We start from the raw sequence: 15855 nt of genomic DNA on the forward strand, positions 1-15855 counted from the left end.
CCGCGTGCCCGAGACGCTCGCCGCAGCCCGCGCGGGCGGGGGATCGCGAGTCCGCGCGCTGCTGTCCGGCCGGGTGCTGGTGCCGCTCGCCGTGCTCGTGGGCGTCGCCGTCGTCGTGCTCGCGGCGCTGCTCGCCGGGCCTCCGACGATGCGGGGCGCGGACGGTCCGCCCCATGCGCTGCCGGCCGTGCCGCGGCTGCCGGGTGCGACACGTCGGCCGATCCCGTTCGACCCGGTCAGCCCCGTGATCTCGACGGTGTTCCTGACGCTGCTCGGGCTGCTGCTCGCGATCCCGCTGCTCCTGCTGCTCGTGGTGCTGCTCCGCGCGCTGCTCGAGGGGCTGACGCGGCTGCGGCGGCGCCCCCGCACGCCGCCGCTCGAGGGCGGGTCTTCCGTCGAGGCCGCGGAGACGGTCGACGCGCCCGCGGTCCGCCGCGGCATCCGCGCCGCGCTCGCCGTGCTCGCGGAGGACCGCGAGCCGGGGGACGCGGTCGTGCGGGCGTGGCTCGGCGTGCAGCAGACCGCGGAGGAGTCGGGCCTCGCCCGGTCGCCCGCCGAGACCCCGACCGAGTTCGCGGTGCGGGTGCTCGCGCGCTCGAGCGCCGACGAGCCCGCGGTGCGCACCCTGCTCGGGCTCTACCTGCGGGCGCGGTTCGACGACGCCCCCGTCGCCCCCGCGGACGCCGCCGCCGCCCGCGAGGCGCTCACCGCGATCGGGGACAGCTGGCGCGCCGAGCCCGCTCGGGCGGCCCGATGAGGTCCGGCGCGGTCGGCCGCGCGGGGGCCGCCGTGCTCGTCGCCGTGCTCGTGCTCGCGGTCGCCGCCGTCATCGGCGTCGACGTGCCGCACGCCGTCGCCCTGGGCGCCGCCGCCGGCGCGCTCGTCGAGGTGCTCGCGGCAGCGCGGACCGCGGGCGCCGAGGACGCCGACTGGGCGTCGCCCGAGGAGCGCCCCGCCGGTGGCCGCACCGAGGTCGAGCGGCTCGCGTGGTCGCTCGGCGAGCGCTGGGGCGCGCTCTCGGGGCCGGCCGTGACCCGCGTCGAGCGGCTCGCGGCCCGCCGGCTCGAGGACGCCGGCCTCGATCCCGCACGCGCCGCGGACACGCCGGCGATCGAGGCGCTGCTCGGCGCCGAGGCCTGGGCGGTGCTCCGCCCTGACCGGACGCGCCCCGTCACCGCCGCGGGGCTCGACCGTGCGCTCGCCGCGCTCGAGCGGGTGCTCGCCGATCCCGACCGTCCCATCCGATAGGAGCACCGTGCCGACCGAGAACCCCCTGCCGCTGCCCGAGGTCGCCCGGCTCGGCCGCACCGTGCTCGACCGGGTCGGCGCCGTCGTCGTCGGCATGCGGGAACCGCTCGAGCTCGCCCTCGCCGCACTGCTCGCCGGTGGCCACGTGCTGTTCGAGGACGCGCCCGGCCTCGGCAAGACGCTCGCCGCCCGCAGCCTCGCCGCGGCGCTCGGCCTCGACTTCCGGCGCCTGCAGTGCACGCCCGACCTGCTGCCCGCCGACATCACCGGCTCGTTCGTCTACCTGCCGAACCGGCAGGAGTTCCAGTTCCGGCCGGGACCCGTCTTCACCGGCCTCTTCCTCGCCGACGAGATCAACCGCACCTCGCCGAAGACGCAGTCGGCGCTGCTCGAGGCGATGGCTGAGGGGCAGGTCACGGTGGAGGGCACGAGCTTCCCGCTCCCGAGACCGTTCCACGTCGTCGCCACCGCGAACCCGATCGAGTACGAGGGCACCTACGCGCTGCCGGAGGCGCAGCTCGACCGCTTCCTCGTCCGGCTCTCCGTCGGCTACCCCGACCGCGACGGCGAGACGCAGGTGCTGCGCAACCGCGTCGCGCGCCGGCAGGAGGCGACGAGCGTCGAGGCAATCGTCGATCCCACGACGCTCGCCGCGATGCAGCGCGCCGTCGAGTCGGTGTTCGTCGAGGACGACGTGCTCGCCTACTGCGTCGACCTCGCCACCGCCACGCGGCGGCAGACGCGCGTGCAGGTGGGTGCCTCGCCGCGCGGCTCGCAGGGGCTGCTGCTCGTCGCCCGCGCGCTCGCCGTGCTCGACGGGCGCGAGTTCGTGACGCCGGAGGACGTGAAGCGCTGCGCGGTGCCCGTGCTCGCTCACCGGCTCACGCTCACCCCGCAGGCCTGGGCCGCGGGCACCGACCCGGCGACCGTCGTGGCGCAGGCGCTCGCGGAGGTGCCGGGGCCGCCCGCGGTCGGACGCCGGGTGCCCGCGTGACGGCACCCGGGGACGGCTGGGCCTGGCGACGGCAGGGCGCGCCGGCCGGGGCCGCGGTCACCGGGGTCCTGCTGCTCGCCGTGGGCCTCGTGCTCGCGCATCCGGAGATCGCGGTGCTCGGGGCGCCGCTCGTGCTGCTCGCCGCCGGGAGCATCCGCCGGCCGGCCGGGCTCGCCGGCGTCCGCACGGAGGTCGAGGGGGCGGGCGGGTCGTTGCGCGCCCGTGTGGAGGTGGTCGCGCCGGCCGGGGTCGAGCTCGTCGTCGTCCGGGTCGCGGCCTACGGGGAGCCGCCACGCGTGCTCGTCGTGCCGCCGTCGCACGCGGTCCTCGACGCCGCGCTGCCGGTGCTGCACTCGGGCCCGCAGGACGTGCTCCGCGCCGAGGCGGCGCTCGTCGCGCCGGCGGCCGCCGCGGTCGCGGTGCTCCCTCCCGCGGTCGCCCGCACCACGATCGGCGTCGACGCCGAGCCGCTGCCCGCGCTGCCGCTGCCCTCGGTGCTCACCGGCCGCCCCGGCAGCCACACCGCGCGCCGCGCGGGCGAGGGCGTCGAGTTCCGCGACCTCGCCGTGTTCACGCCCGGCGACCGGCTGCGGCGCATCGACTGGCGGGCGACCGCGCGGCTCGCCTCGGTCGACCTGCTCGTGCGCCGGACCGCGGCGACCGCGGAGGCCGCGGCGGTGATCCTCGTCGACAGCCGCGTCGACGTCGGCGCCGTCATCGCCGAGTGGTCCCGCAACCGCGCCGGACGGAAGGGGCGTTCGGCGCTCGACGTCGCGCGGTCGGCCGCCGTGTCGCTCGCCGCCGCATACCTCGCCGCGGGCGACCGGGTCGCGTTCCACGACGTGGCGTCGAGCGCGCGCTCCGTGCGCTCGGGCGGCGGCCGGCGGCAGCTCGAGCGCATCCGCGCGGCCGTCGCCGCGACGAGCGCCCGCGACACCGGGATCGTCGCGCTGCCGCCGCTGCCCTCGGCGTCCGTCGTGCTGCTGCTCTCGACGTTCCTCGACGACGAGCCCCTGCGGATCGCGCGGCTGCAGCTCGCGGCCGGCAACCGCGTGCTCGGCATCGACGTGCTGCCGCCGGCCGACCTGCGCGGCGCCGACGCGCACGTGCGCAGCGCGCACCGCATCGTGCTGCTCGAGCGGACCGAGCGACTCGGCCGGCTCGGCGCGCTCGGCGTCGAGGTGGTGCCGTGGGCGGGGGAGGACCGGGCGGCGGCGCTGCTCGCCGCGGCGCGGCCGGGGCGGCGATGAGCGGCAGGACGCCGATCGCGCCGCGGTTCGCGATCGGACCCGCCGTGCCCGCCGTCGCGCTCCGGGTCGCGCTCGCCCTGGTCGCGCTCGTGCTGGTCGGCCTGCTGCTGCGCGGCGGCACCGTCTGGCTGGGGCTCGCGCTCACCGGGGTCGCCGCCGTCCGGCCGCGCACCGGCGCGACCTGGCTGCTCATCGCCCTGCTCGCGCTCGGCCTGGGCCTGCAGCCGCGGATCGGCTGGCCGCTGCTCGTCGCGCTGCTCGGCGTGCACCTGCTCGCGGTGCTCACCGCGCTCGCTGCGGCGGTCCCGGCGACCGGACGGCTCGCGCTCGCGGCCGTGCTGCCCTCCCTCCGCGGCCTCGTGCTCGTGCAGGTGCCGGCGCAGGCGCTCGGCGCCCTCGTGCTCGTCGCGGCCGGGCACGTCGCCGCGCTGCCGGTGGCGGCGGTCGCGGGCGGGGTCGTGCTCGCGGGTCTCGCGGTGCTGCTCGCCCTCCGCGTCGCGCGGTGACCCCGGGCTACGCGCGGTCGTCGGCCGGGACGGCGGCGCGCGGCGGACGGCCCGCGAACACGGCGACGACCGCGTGGGCGACCACGACACCCGCCACGAGGAGCAGGGCCGCGGGCCAGCCGGCGGCCTCCGCGATCGCGCCGGCCGCGATGGGCCCGAACGCGGCCAGGAGGTAGCCGAGCGACTGGGCCATGCCGGAGAGCTGCGCGGTGTCGGTGTGCGACCGCCCACGCAGGCTCATGAGCGTGAGCGCCACGACGAGCGAGGCGCCCTGCCCGAGACCGGCGAACAGCGCCCAGAGCAGCACGAGCTGCGGCGCGAGCAGCAGCCCGAGCACCGCGACGGCGACCGCGACGACGGGCGCGACGGCACCGAGCCGCTGGTCACGGCCGGACCCCAGGAGGCCGGGGATGACGAGCCCGCCGAGGATGCCGACGATCTGGAAGAGGAAGAGGTGCAGCCCCGCGGTGGGCAGGGCGACCCCGAGCGACTGCTCGATCGAGGGCAGCCAGGTGACGAAGACGTAGAACGTCGTCGACTGCAGGCCCATGTAGGCGGTGACGAGCCACGCCTCCCGCCGGCGCCAGACCGACGCGTGCGGCTCGACCGGCTCGAGCCCGTCGGGGTCGTCGGCGCCCCGGGCACGGGCCCGGGGCAGCCAGATCACGGTGACGACGGCGGCGAGCACCGCCCAGATGCCGAGCGAGACCCGCCAGTCGGTCGCCGTGGCGATCGGTACGGCGACCGCGGAGGCGACGGCCGCGGCGATCGCCATGAACGCCGAGAACGCGCCGGTCGCCACCGACACGTGGCGCGGGAAGTCGCGCCGCACGAGCACCGGCGCGAGCACGTTGCCGACGGCGATCGCCGCGCCGAGCAGCGCGGTGCCGATCCAGAGCCCGGGCACCCCGCCCAGCGAGCGGACGGCGGTGCCGACCGTGAGCACCACGAGCGCGACGAGCAGGGTGCGCTCGGGCCCGATGCGCCCGGTGGCGCGGTGCACCACGGGGGAGACCGCCGCGAAGGCGAGCAGGGGCAGCGCGCCGAGCAGGCCGAGCAGGCCCTCGCTCACGTGCTCGTCGTGACCGATCACGGGCACGAGCGGCCCGACGGCGGTGATCGACGGCCGCAGGCAGAGCGCGACGAGGAACACCGCGAGCGCGCCCCACGCCACCCCGGTGCGGGCGGGGGAGGGCTCGGTCAGGTGCTTCGTCATGGCGTTCCTCGGGAAGGGGGAGCGCCGGGAGCGGCCCCACTGCAATGGTGGGGCACGGGCGCTGTGCGGTCGCGCACCCGCGTCCCATGCCTTTCTCCGCCCTTCTGCAACTGTTGCCCAAGCGCACGGGATTGGATGGGGAGCCCACGAGAGGGGAGTGCCATGACAGCAGGTGCACGGGTCGCCGTCGTGACGGGCGGCAGCGCCGGTCTCGGCCGGGCCGTCGTCCGCGAGCTCGCTGCGCGGGGCTGGGACGTCGCCGTGCTCGCACGGGGCGAGGACGGCCTCGCCGGCGCGGTGCGCGACGTCGAGCAGGCGGGCCGCCGCGGGCTCGGGATCCCGACCGACGTCGCCGACCGCGCCGCCGTCGAGGCCGCCGCCGATCGCGTCGAGCGCGAGCTCGGGCCGATCGACGCCTGGGTCAACGACGCCATGACCGGGGTGTTCAGCGAGTTCCTCGACACCGACCCCGACGACTTCGAGCGCGCGGTGGCCGTGAACTTCTTCGGCTTCGTGAACGGCACGCGCGCCGCGCTCACGCGGATGAAGCCCAGGGATCGCGGGTCCATCGTGCAGGTCGGCTCCGCGCTCGCGCACCGCGGCATCCCGCTGCAGTCGGCGTACTGCTCGTCGAAGCACGCGATCAAGGGCTTCACCGAGTCGGTGCTCACCGAGCTGCTGCACGACAAGTCGGGCGTCACGCTGTCGGAGGTCGACATGCCGGCGATGAACACGGTGCAGTTCGACTGGGTGAAGTCGAAGCTGCCGAAGCACGCGCAGCCCGTGCCGCCGATCTACCAGCCCGAGATCTGCGCGAAGGTCGTGGTCGACGTCGTCGAGCGCCCGCGGCGCCGCACCTGGGTGGGCGGATCGACGGTGCTCACGATCGTGGGCAACCGCCTCGCGACCCGGGTCGCTGACTGGTACCTCGCCCGCAGCGGCTACTCCGGCCAGCAGACGGACGAGCCGGGACTGACGACGCTGCGGCCGAACCTCTACGAGCCGTCGAACGCGGGCGACCGGGGCGCGCACGGGGGGTTCGACTCGCGCGCGAGGTCGATCACGCCGCAGACGTGGGCGATCCGGCACCGGCCCCTCGTGTACGCGGGCGCCGCGGCGCTCGCCGCGGCCGGCATCCGCGCCCTGCCCGCCGTCGTGAAGCCGCTCGCGAAGGCGGTGGCGCGATGACCGGCGCGCGGCGGGGCGGCATCGACCTCGTCCGCGCGGCGATCGGCGTCGTCGACCTCGTCGCCGCGCCCGCGGTCGCCCCGCTCGAGCTGGGGCACCGGGCCGACGACGTCACCGTGACCGCCTACCGCGTGCTCGGCGCGCGCCAGGTGGTGCAGGCGCTGCTCACCCGCGCCACCGGCGGACCCCGCGCGCACCGGCTGGCCGGCGTCGTCGACGTGCTGCACGCCGGCTCGATGGTGCTGCTGGCGCTGCTCGACCCGCCTCGGCGCCGAGCCGCGGTGATCCAGTGCGTGGTCGCGAGCACGTTCGCGGCGGCCGAGCTGGCGGCTGCCTGGAGTGAGGACGCCTGACCGGGGACCGCCCGGCTCGGTCGGACCCGCCCTCCAGTAGCGTGGCCGGGCCGGGCGCCGGCGCCCGCGAGGAGGAGCTGCCGATGGGACCCGACCGCTTCCGTCCCCCACGGCTCGGCTTCGGCACCGCACCGATCGGCGGCCTCTACGAGGCGGCGACCGACGAGGAGGCCGCGGCCACCCTCGGCGCGGCCTGGGACGCGGGCTTCCGCTACTTCGACAGCGCGCCGCACTACGGGCTCGGCCTGTCGGAGCGTCGGCTCGGTGCCGCGCTCGCGCGCCGGCCTCGCGACGAGGTCGTCGTCTCGACCAAGGTCGGACGGCTGCTCGTGCCGGACCCGAGCGGCGCCGGCCGGCTCGACGACCAGGGCTTCGCGGTGCCCGCGACGCTGCGGCGGGAGTGGGACTTCAGCCGCGACGGGGTGCTCCGCAGCGTGGAGCAGAGCCTCGAGCGCACGGGCCTCGACCGGTTCGACGTGCTCTACCTGCACGACCCGGACCAGCACTGGGAGCAGGCCTCGACCACCGGCGTGGGGGCGCTCATCGAGCTGCGCGACCAGGGCGTCGTCCGCGCCGTCGGTGCCGGCATGAACCAGTCGGCGATGCTCGCCCGGTTCGTGCGCGAGACCGACGTCGACCTCGTCATGCTCGCGGGACGCTTCACCCTCATCGACCAGAGCGCCCTCGACGATCTGCTGCCCCTCGCGCTCGAGCGGAGCGTCGGCGTGGTCGCGGTCGGCGTCTACAACTCGGGCCTCACGAGCCGGGCGACCGTGTCCGACGACACCACCTACGACTACGCGGCGGCGCCGGCGGAGCGCGTCGAGCGCGCTCGCCGCATCGCCGCGGTGTGCGAGGCGCACGGCACGACCCTGCCGGAAGCGGCCCTCGCGTTCCCGCGGCGGCACCCCGCGGTGGTCTCGGTCGTCGTCGGCGTCCGCGGGGTCGACCAGGTCGCCGAGACGGTCCAGCGCGACCGCGCCGCCGTGCCGGACGCGCTCTGGCAGGAGCTCGAGGCCGAGGGCCTCATCCGCGCGCTGTCCTGAACAAGCGGCACCGACCGGACGACGAAGACCCGGCGTCCCGACGGAACCGGATCCGGATGCCGAGGCAGGGCGGCGACGGATCCTCCGTCCGGTCAGCCGCCCGCGAGCTCGAGCACGACCTTGCTCGACGCGGCGGGGTCCGCGGCGAGCGCGAACGCCGCGGCCGCCTCACCGAGCGGCAGCACGTGCGAGACGACGCCGTGGAAGCCGCCGTCGCGCGCGAGCAGCGCGATCGCGTCGTCGAGCTCCCGATCGAAGCGGAACGAGCCGAGCAGCGCGACCTCCTTCGCGATCAGCGGCGCGAGCGCCACCGGCCGCGCCTCGCCGGGCACCATGCCGATCTGCACGACGACGCCGTGCCGGGCGGCGGCGAAGACGGCCGCCGAGACCGCGGCCGGGGCGCCCGACGCCTCGAGCACGACGTCCGCGGACTCCGGCTCGACGGCCTCGCCGGGCAGCCGGACCGCATGGGTCGCGCCGAGCGCCCGCGCCGCGGCGAGCGGTCGTTCGAGCAGGTCCGTGACCGTCACGGACGCGGCGCCGAGCGCGACCGCGGCGCGGGCCGCGAGCAGGCCGATCGGGCCGGCGCCCGTGACGAGCACCCGCCGTCCGGCGACCCCGCCGGCCCGCGTGATCGCATGCAGGGCGACCGCGAGGGGCTCCGCGAGCACCGCGCGGACGAGCGGCAGCCCGTCCGGCAGCGGACGCAGCTGATCGGCCCGCACGGCGATCCGCTCGGCGAACCCGCCCTGCGTGTGCGGCAGGGTCGCCGCGCTGCCGAGGTAGCGGCCGGCGACGCAGACGTTCGGCGCGCCCGACCGGCAGGCCGCGCACGTGCCGTCGGCCGTCGCGGGGTGGATCGCGACGGGTGTCCCCGGCGCCGCGGAGCCCGTCGGATCGGCCTCGACGGTCCCGACGACCTCGTGACCGAGCACGAGCGGCTCGCGCAGCGCGAACGCGCCCACCCGCCCCTCCGCGACGTAGTGGAGGTCGGAGCCGCAGATGCCGCCGTACGCGACCCGCACGACGACCGGCCCCGTCGACGGCTCGAGCGGCCGCTCCTCGAGGCGCAGATCCCCGGCTCCATGCACCACGAGCGCCTGCACCGCCACCTCCGAAAGGCTCCGCTCCCGAGGCTACGCACCCGCTCGCCCCCTATACCCGAAGGCGATCCTCCGTTCCTGCAGAGGCGCTTCATGAGTCGTCATGTGCACGGAGGCGTCGCCGCGATCCGCGAAAGTTGACACATGCACAAGTTCACCGCGACGGCTGCCGCCGTCGTCGGCGCGACGCTCCTGCTGGCCGGCTGCTCCCCCACGGGGTCGAGCGGCAAAGCCGGTTCCACGGGCGGCACGCTGACGATCCTGACCCCCGCGAGCACCATCTCGCTCGACCCCGCCGCCAGCCAGAACCTCGCCACGACGACTCTGAGCCTGCTCGACCGCCGCCTCACGACGTGGGACGTGAAGCCCGGCAAGGACGCGAAGGTCGTGCCCGACCTCGCGACGAACAGCGGCACTGCCAGCGACGGCGGCAGGACCTGGACCTACACACTGAAGAGCGGTCTCAAGTTCTCCGACGGCTCGCCCGTGACGAGCGCCGACGTCAAGTACGGCGTCGAGCGCTCCTTCAGCGACCAGCTGCAGGGCGGCCTCGGGTACCACAAGACGCTGCTCGCGGGCGCCGAGTCCTACAAGGGGCCGTTCAGCGGCAAGGAGCTCGCCTCGATCGCGACCCCGGACGCGACGACGATCGTCTTCCACCTGAACAAGGCGTTCGGCGACTGGCCGTGGATCGTCTCGCAGCCCGCCTTCACCCCCGTCAAGAAGAGCAACGGCAGCCCCTCCACCTACGTGAAGGCGCCGATCACCACAGGCCCCTACAAGGTGCAGTCCATCAAGGACGGCAACGCGCTCACCCTCACCCGCAACCCCTACTGGTCGAGGAAGACGGACTCGATCCGTACCGCGGCCGCCGACAAGGTCGTGTTCCAGGAGGGCCAGAACCAGACGACGGCCGTGCAGAACCTCGTGCAGGACACGGGCGCGTACGCGAAGGCCTTCGACGTGCAGTACCTCGGCGCCTCCGACCTCGCGACCGTGACGCGCAACGCGTCGGCCAAGGCGCGGCTCGCCACGAGCCAGGCCGGCCCGCTGCAGTACCTCACGATGAACACGCAGAAGGGCGCGCTGAAGGATCTCAAGGTGCGGCAGGCGTTCGAGTACGCCGTCGACAAGCAGGCCTACCTCGTCGCCTCCGGCGGCAGCCAGGCGGGCGTGCTCGCGAGCACGCTCATCACGCCCGGCATCGCGGGCCGGCAGCCGTACGACCTCTACCCGGCCCCCGCGGGCGGCGACGTCGCGAAGGCGAAGGCGCTGCTGAAGAGCGCGGGCGTCGGCGCCCTGAAGCTCTCGCTGCTCACGCAGAACGACACCGGGTCCCTCGCTCAGGCCCAGGCGATCCAGCAGGGCCTGCAGCGCGTCGGCGTCGCGGTGACGCTCAAGCCGGAGGACCAGAACTCCTACTACTCGGACCTCACCGCCACGAACCCGAAGTTCGACCTCTCGCTCACGAGCTGGCAGCCCGACTTCCCGTCGGCGAACTCGAACATCTCCCCGCTGTTCGAGTCGAACCAGATCGGCGGCGGCAACTACGACATCTCGCAGTACTCGAACGCCGGCGTCGACAAGGCGATCGCGGCCGCGCAGGCCGAGGTCGACCAGGCGAAGGCGCAGGCGCAGTGGGCGGCGATCGACAAGCGGATCATGCAGGACGCCCCGGTCGTCCCGCTGATCTACGCGAAGCAGTCGTTCCTCCACGGGTCGGGCGTCGGGAACTTCTTCATCCCGTCGTTCCCCGCGTACCCGGACTACATGACGGTCACCCTCACGAAGTGACCGGCACGAACGCGCAGGACGAGGCGGTGCTGTCCGTCGCCGACCTCTCGATCGCGTTCGGGCAGGACGAGGCCGACCGGGTGGTGCACTCGGTCGGCCTCGACCTGCGCGCCGGGCGCGTGCTCGCCCTCGTCGGCGAGTCGGGCTCGGGCAAGTCCGTCACCGCGATGAGCGTGCTCGGGCTGCTGCCTCCGACGGCCGCGGTCACCGGCAGCATCCGGCTCGAGGGCCGCGAGCTGCTCGGCGCCGACGCGAGCACCCTCCGCGAGGTGCGGGGCGGCCGCATCGGCACCGTCTTCCAGGAGCCGGGCAGCGCCTTCGACCCCGTCTACTCGATCGGCGACCAGATCGCCGAGGCGCTCGCGGCGCACGGCCGTCGGCGCTCCCGAGCCGAGACGGCCGAGCGGATCGTCGAGCTGCTGACCTCCGTCGGCCTCCGCGAGCCCGAGCGGATCGCGCGGTCGTTCCCGCACGAGCTCTCCGGCGGCCAGCTCCAGCGCGCCATGATCGCGATGGCGATCAGCTGCGACCCCGTCGCGCTCATCGCCGACGAGCCGACCACCGCGCTCGACGTCACGGTGCAGGCCGGGATCCTCGACCTCATCCGCGCCCTGCGCGACACGAGGGGCACCGCCGTGCTGCTCATCACGCACGACATGGGCGTCGTCGCCGATCTCGCCGACGACGTCCTCGTGCTCCGGGCCGGCGAGGTCGTCGAGCGCGGCCCGGTGCAGCAGGTGCTCACCGCCCCGCAGCACCCGTACACGAAGGCCCTGCTCGCGTCGGTGCCGTCGCTCGCGGCGCTCCGCGCCGTGCCGCGACCCGGTGCGGCGTCCGGCGCCGCGGCGGCCGCGCCGACGGACCGGGCGGTCGCCGTGCTCGACCACGCCTCGGTCACCTACCGCCGCCGCGGCGCCGTCGTCCGGGCGGTCGACGACGTGAGCATCTCGGTCGACGCCGGACGCGTCGTCGGGCTCGTCGGGGAGTCGGGCTCGGGCAAGTCGACGGTCGGCCGGGCGCTGCTCGGCCTCGTGCCGGTGAGCGGCGGCCGCGCCACGGTCGCGGGTGTCGAGCTCGCCGGCGCCGGCCGCGGACGGCGGCGAGCGGTGCGCCGGCGCATCGGCACCGTCTTCCAGGACCCGGCCTCGTCGCTGAACCCGCGCAACACCGTCGGCTGGAGCATCGCGGAGCCGCTGCAGCTCGCCGGGCGCCTCGACCGGGCCAAGCGGGCCGACCGGGTGGCGCGCCTGCTCGACGACGTGCAGCTGCCGCGCGACTTCGCCGGCCGCTACCCACACGAGCTCTCCGGCGGCCAGCGCCAGCGGGTCGCGATCGCCCGTGCCCTCGCCCTCGATCCCGACCTGCTCGTCGCCGACGAGCCCACGAGCGCCCTCGACGTCTCGGTGCAGGCGGCCGTGCTGCAGCTGCTGAAGGACCTGCAGGCGCGGCTCGGCTTCGCCTGCCTCTTCATCAGCCACGACCTCGCCGTCGTCCGCGAGCTCGCCTCGACCGTGGTCGTGCTCCGCGAGGGCCGTGTCGTGGAGCAGGGGCCCGCCGAGCAGGTGCTCACCGCGCCCGCCGACCCGTACACGGCCCGGCTGCTCGCCGCGGCGCCCGTCGCCGATCCGGCCGCGCAGGCCGAGCGGCGCGAGGCGTGGCGCCAGCTCGAGGAGGTCCGGTGAACGTGTGGCGCTCCCTGCGCCGCGACGGCTGGGCCCTCGCGGGCGCCGTCGTCGTGGTGCTGTTCGTGCTCGCGGCCCTCTTCGCGCCGCTCATCACCGGCGTCGTCGGGCAGAACCCGTACACCTACCACCTGTCGACGCTCGACGGCTCGGGCGCCCCGAAGGGGTTCGGCGGCGGCATCTCGGCGCAGCACCCGTTCGGCGTCGAGCCGCTCACCGGTCGCGACCTGTTCGCGATCGTCGTCTACGGGTCGCAGGTGTCGATCGCGGTCGGCATCGCCGCGTCCGTCGTGTCGGTGCTGCTCGGCGCGCTCGTCGGCCTCGTCTCCGGCTACTTCGGCGGCTGGACCGACCGGATCGTCAGCCGCGTCGTCGACGTGATGCTCGGCTTCCCGAGCCTCATCTTCATGATCGCGCTGACCGCGATCGTGGCGGCCTCGTTCCCGCGGCCCGCGCTCATCGTGCTCGTCATCGGCTTCTTCGGCTGGCCCGCCGTCGCTCGCGTCATCCGCGGGCAGGTGCTCACCCTGAAGCGCCGCACGTTCGTGGTCGCCTCCGAGGCGATGGGCGCCGGCCCCGGGCACGTGCTGCTGACGCAGCTGCTGCCGAACGTCTTCTCGACCCTGCTCGTCTACGCCGCGATCCTCGTGCCCGCCTCGATCGGCACCGAGGCGGCCCTGTCGTTCCTCGGTGTCGGGGTGCCGCCGCCCACGCCCTCGTGGGGCCGATCGATCGGCGACGCCGTCGCCTGGTTCTCGACCGACCCCGCCTACCTCGTCTTCCCCGGCGCCGCGCTGTTCCTCGTCACGCTCGGGTTCAACGTCTTCGGCGACGGCCTCCGCGACGCGCTCGACCCGCGCGTCTCCAGGCGGGGGAGCCACCGCCGGCGGACCGCACCCGTGCCCACGGAGGAGCTCGTCTGATGCGCCTGCTCCGCTTCGTGCTGCTCCGCCTGGCCGGGGTCGTGATCGTGCTGCTCGTCGTCACCGCGGCGACCTACGTGATCTTCTTCCTGCTGCCCGCGAACCCGGCCCAGTCCTCCTGCGGCAAGCCGTGCACCCCGGAGCACCTCGCGCTCGCGAAGCGCTTCCTCGGGCTCGACCGCCCCTGGTACGTGCAGTACGGCGACTACCTGAGGGGCATCGTCGCCGGCCGCACCTTCGGCTCGGGCGGCGGCGCGATCGACTGCGCGGCGCCGTGCTTCGGCTACTCGTTCCTGCGCAGCACCCCGGTCACCGAGCTGATCGTCGCCCGGCTGCCCGTCACCGCGTCGATCGCGGTCGGCGCCGCGGTGCTCTGGCTGCTCGCCGGCGTCGCCGCGGGCACCGTCGCCGCGATCCGTCGCGGCCGCGCCGCCGACCGCGTCGTCATGGCCGCCGCGATCGCCGGGGTCTCGGCCCCCGCCTACCTCGTCGGGCTGCTCGCGATCCTGCTGTTCGGCTTCGGGCTCGGCTGGCTGCCGACCGGCGGCTACCAGCCGCTCACCGAGGACCCGGCCGGCTGGTTCGTGCACCTGATCCTGCCGTGGTGCGCACTCGCGATCATCAGCGCCGCCGTCTACGCGCGCCTCACCCGGTCCGAGCTGCTCGACCAGCTCGGCCAGGACCACATCCGCACCGCGAGGGCGAAGGGGCTGCGCGAGCCGGCGGTCATCGTGCGGCACGGCCTGCGCAACGCCCTCATCCCGGTGGTGACCGTCTTCGGGCTCGACCTCGGCAGCCTGCTCGGCGGTGCGGTGATCACCGAGCGCGTGTTCTCGATGCAGGGGATGGGCGCGCTGCTCGTCGACTCGATCGGCGCGCTCGACCTGCAGGTCGTCGTCGGGGTGACGCTGTTCTCCGCCTTCCTCATCACGATCGCGAACCTCGTCGTCGACATCGTCTACGGCCTGCTCGACCCCCGCGTGCAGCTCGGCTGAGCCGCCCGCGCATCCTTCAGAAGTTCGTGGTTCCCGCACTGTCGGCAGCCGCGCCCGCGGCCGTAGCGTCCTGCCATGAGCGACGACTCCCCGGCCCGGGCCTGTCCGAGCTGCGGGGCGCCGATGCGCCGGCTGGGCGGGTCCACGCATCCGTTCTGGGAATGCAGCAGCTGCAGCCACTTCGACGCCGACCCGGGCGGCGAGACGTTCTGAGCGCCGCCGGGCGCGCGGTCAGGAGGCGTCGACCGGCTCGAGCGGCGGGCGGTCGGCCTCGGGCGGCAGGACGCGGCCGAGGCGGAGCCCGCCGAGACCCGCGATCGCGGTGCCGACCGCGATGACCGGCACCCAGAGCACGGGCGCCGCGCTGCCGAGCAGCACGCCGGCGACGGGCGGGCCGATCAGCCCGCCGAGGGGCCAGGTGCTCGAGGCGAGGGCGTTGTACCGCCCGCGGAGGTGCGCCGGCGCGAGCGCGTTCGTGAGCGCGCCGTTCACCGGGCTGTAGAAGGTCTCACCGAGTCCGAAGACGCCGAGCGAGAGGGCCAGCGCGATGCCCGCCGGCACCCCCGCGAAGGCCGGCAGCGCGGCGAGGCCCGAGAAGAGCCAGCCGACCGACCAGAGCACGCCGGTCACGAGCAGCATGCGGCTGCGCCGCCACCGTCTCGTCGCCCGTTCGACCGCGAGCTGCAGCACGACGATGACGGCCGTGTTCGCCGCGAACCCGATGCCCACGACCTGCGGGCTCGCGTGCGCGACGAGCGTCGCGAAGGCCGCCCACGGCCCGTCGAGCTGGCCGTAGCCGAAGGTCGAGAAGAGCAGGCCGCAGGCGAGGAAGCCGAGGAACCGCCGGTCGGCGAGCACCGACCGGTAGCCGCGCGGCCCCGCGTCCTCGTGCGGGTGCACGCTCCCGGGATCGGGCAGGTAGCCGGGGGTGCCGCGGAGCCCGACGACCACGATCGCCGCGAACGCCGCGGTGCTGATCGCGTCGACCGCGTAGACGAGCTGGAAGCTGCCCGGGTGCTCGAGCGAGACGACCGAGCCGGAGACGATGCCGCCGACGCCGAGCCCCGCGTTCAGCAGCCCGAACCGCAGCGCGTAGGCGCGGGCCCGGCGCTCGGGCGGCACCTGGTTGCTGACGAGTCCGTTCATCGACGGCCATGCGGCGCTGTTGCCGGCGCCGTTGATCGTCACCGCGATCGCCGCCTCGGCGATGGAGCCGCCGATCGCGAGCAGGCCGGTGCCGATCGCCTGCAGCAGCAGGCCGATCGCGAGCATGCGACCGAGGCCGATGCGGTCGGCGAGGGATCCGCTCGCCGCGCTCGAGACCATGCCGATGACGGAGGAGAGCGCCACGACGAGCCCGGCCACCGGCAGGCTCGCGCCGCGCACCGCGTGCAGGTACACGATGAGGAACGGCAGCGTGAGCCCGCTGCCGAGCGACGACACGAGGGTGCCGGCGAGCGAGAGGCGCCAGGCGCGGCGCCCGACCGCGAGGCGCTCGCTGCTCCACACCTCGGTCACTCGCTCGACCGTACCGGGCGGCACCGACGGCGACGCGGT

At 75.5% G+C, this 15855-nt stretch carries 16 protein-coding genes; 13 read left to right on the forward strand and 3 right to left on the reverse strand.

The window, feature by feature from the left end:
• Positions 1-4 precede the first annotated feature (4 nt).
• Genes QDR37_RS08680 through QDR37_RS08700 form a run of 5 tightly spaced genes read left to right on the forward strand, consistent with a single transcriptional unit; the run spans position 5 to position 3998 of the window.
• The gene (locus QDR37_RS08680) at positions 5-757 is read left to right on the forward strand and encodes a DUF4129 domain-containing protein (RefSeq protein WP_279713227.1); all 753 of its coding nucleotides are present in this window, start codon (positions 5-7) and stop codon (positions 755-757) included.
• Positions 754-1248: a hypothetical protein gene (locus QDR37_RS08685; protein ID WP_279713228.1), complete on the forward strand. Its 495-nt coding sequence runs from the start codon at positions 754-756 to the stop codon at positions 1246-1248. The genes QDR37_RS08680 and QDR37_RS08685 overlap by 4 nt, the downstream gene beginning before the upstream one ends.
• 7 nt (positions 1249-1255) lie before the next feature.
• Positions 1256-2242, forward strand: a complete 987-nt coding sequence (locus tag QDR37_RS08690; protein WP_279713229.1) for a MoxR family ATPase — start codon at positions 1256-1258, stop codon at positions 2240-2242.
• The gene (locus QDR37_RS08695; protein WP_279713230.1) at positions 2239-3492 is read left to right on the forward strand and encodes a DUF58 domain-containing protein; all 1254 of its coding nucleotides are present in this window, start codon (positions 2239-2241) and stop codon (positions 3490-3492) included. Before QDR37_RS08690 ends, QDR37_RS08695 begins: the two co-directional genes overlap by 4 nt.
• Positions 3489-3998, forward strand: coding sequence for a hypothetical protein (locus QDR37_RS08700; RefSeq protein ID WP_279713231.1), 510 nt, complete (start codon positions 3489-3491; stop codon positions 3996-3998). The genes QDR37_RS08695 and QDR37_RS08700 overlap by 4 nt, the downstream gene beginning before the upstream one ends.
• A 7-nt stretch (positions 3999-4005) precedes the next feature.
• On the opposite strand, the gene QDR37_RS08705 is transcribed toward QDR37_RS08700, so the two are convergent.
• Positions 4006-5214: an MFS transporter gene (locus tag QDR37_RS08705; protein WP_279713232.1), complete on the reverse strand. Its 1209-nt coding sequence runs from the start codon at positions 5212-5214 to the stop codon at positions 4006-4008.
• A gap of 162 nt (positions 5215-5376) precedes the next feature.
• Between QDR37_RS08705 and QDR37_RS08710 the strand changes: the two genes are divergently transcribed.
• The 3 genes from QDR37_RS08710 (at position 5377) to QDR37_RS08720 (ending at position 7801) form a co-directional block, all read left to right on the forward strand.
• On the forward strand, positions 5377-6402 hold the full coding sequence (locus QDR37_RS08710; RefSeq protein ID WP_279713234.1) for an SDR family oxidoreductase: 1026 nt from the start codon (positions 5377-5379) through the stop codon (positions 6400-6402).
• A complete protein-coding gene (locus QDR37_RS08715) occupies positions 6399-6755 on the forward strand; it encodes a hypothetical protein (RefSeq protein WP_279713235.1) in 357 nt (118 codons plus the stop codon). The genes QDR37_RS08710 and QDR37_RS08715 overlap by 4 nt, the downstream gene beginning before the upstream one ends.
• Positions 6756-6838: 83 nt before the next feature.
• Positions 6839-7801, forward strand: a complete 963-nt coding sequence (locus QDR37_RS08720) for an aldo/keto reductase (RefSeq protein ID WP_279713236.1) — start codon at positions 6839-6841, stop codon at positions 7799-7801.
• A 92-nt stretch (positions 7802-7893) separates the two neighbouring features.
• On the opposite strand, the gene QDR37_RS08725 is transcribed toward QDR37_RS08720, so the two are convergent.
• On the reverse strand, positions 7894-8913 hold the full coding sequence (locus QDR37_RS08725; RefSeq protein ID WP_347882095.1) for an alcohol dehydrogenase catalytic domain-containing protein: 1020 nt from the start codon (positions 8911-8913) through the stop codon (positions 7894-7896).
• Between the two features lie 135 nt (positions 8914-9048).
• Between QDR37_RS08725 and QDR37_RS08730 the strand changes: the two genes are divergently transcribed.
• From QDR37_RS08730 to QDR37_RS08750, 5 genes are all read left to right on the forward strand, one after another.
• Entirely contained in the window at positions 9049-10698 is a 1650-nt protein-coding gene (locus QDR37_RS08730; protein ID WP_279713237.1) for an ABC transporter substrate-binding protein, read from the forward strand.
• Positions 10695-12380, forward strand: a complete 1686-nt coding sequence (locus tag QDR37_RS08735) for an ABC transporter ATP-binding protein (protein ID WP_279713238.1) — start codon at positions 10695-10697, stop codon at positions 12378-12380. The genes QDR37_RS08730 and QDR37_RS08735 overlap by 4 nt, the downstream gene beginning before the upstream one ends.
• Positions 12377-13303 (forward strand): ABC transporter permease, encoded by a 927-nt coding sequence (locus QDR37_RS08740; RefSeq protein ID WP_279713239.1) that lies wholly within the window; start codon positions 12377-12379, stop codon positions 13301-13303. Before QDR37_RS08735 ends, QDR37_RS08740 begins: the two co-directional genes overlap by 4 nt.
• On the forward strand, positions 13303-14298 hold the full coding sequence (locus QDR37_RS08745) for an ABC transporter permease (protein WP_279713240.1): 996 nt from the start codon (positions 13303-13305) through the stop codon (positions 14296-14298). Before QDR37_RS08740 ends, QDR37_RS08745 begins: the two co-directional genes overlap by 1 nt.
• Before the next feature lie 75 nt (positions 14299-14373).
• Positions 14374-14511 carry a hypothetical protein gene (locus tag QDR37_RS08750; protein ID WP_279713241.1) on the forward strand — a complete coding sequence of 46 codons (138 nt, stop codon included), beginning with the start codon at positions 14374-14376 and terminating at the stop codon, positions 14509-14511.
• Between the two features lie 18 nt (positions 14512-14529).
• Here QDR37_RS08750 and QDR37_RS08755 read toward each other — a convergent pair whose 3' ends face one another.
• Positions 14530-15816 carry an MFS transporter gene (locus tag QDR37_RS08755; RefSeq protein WP_279713242.1) on the reverse strand — a complete coding sequence of 429 codons (1287 nt, stop codon included), beginning with the start codon at positions 15814-15816 and terminating at the stop codon, positions 14530-14532.
• Positions 15817-15855 lie beyond the last annotated feature (39 nt).

The sequence above is a fragment of the Amnibacterium sp. CER49 genome, from assembly GCF_029846255.1.
Taxonomy (GTDB): domain Bacteria; phylum Actinomycetota; class Actinomycetes; order Actinomycetales; family Microbacteriaceae; genus Amnibacterium.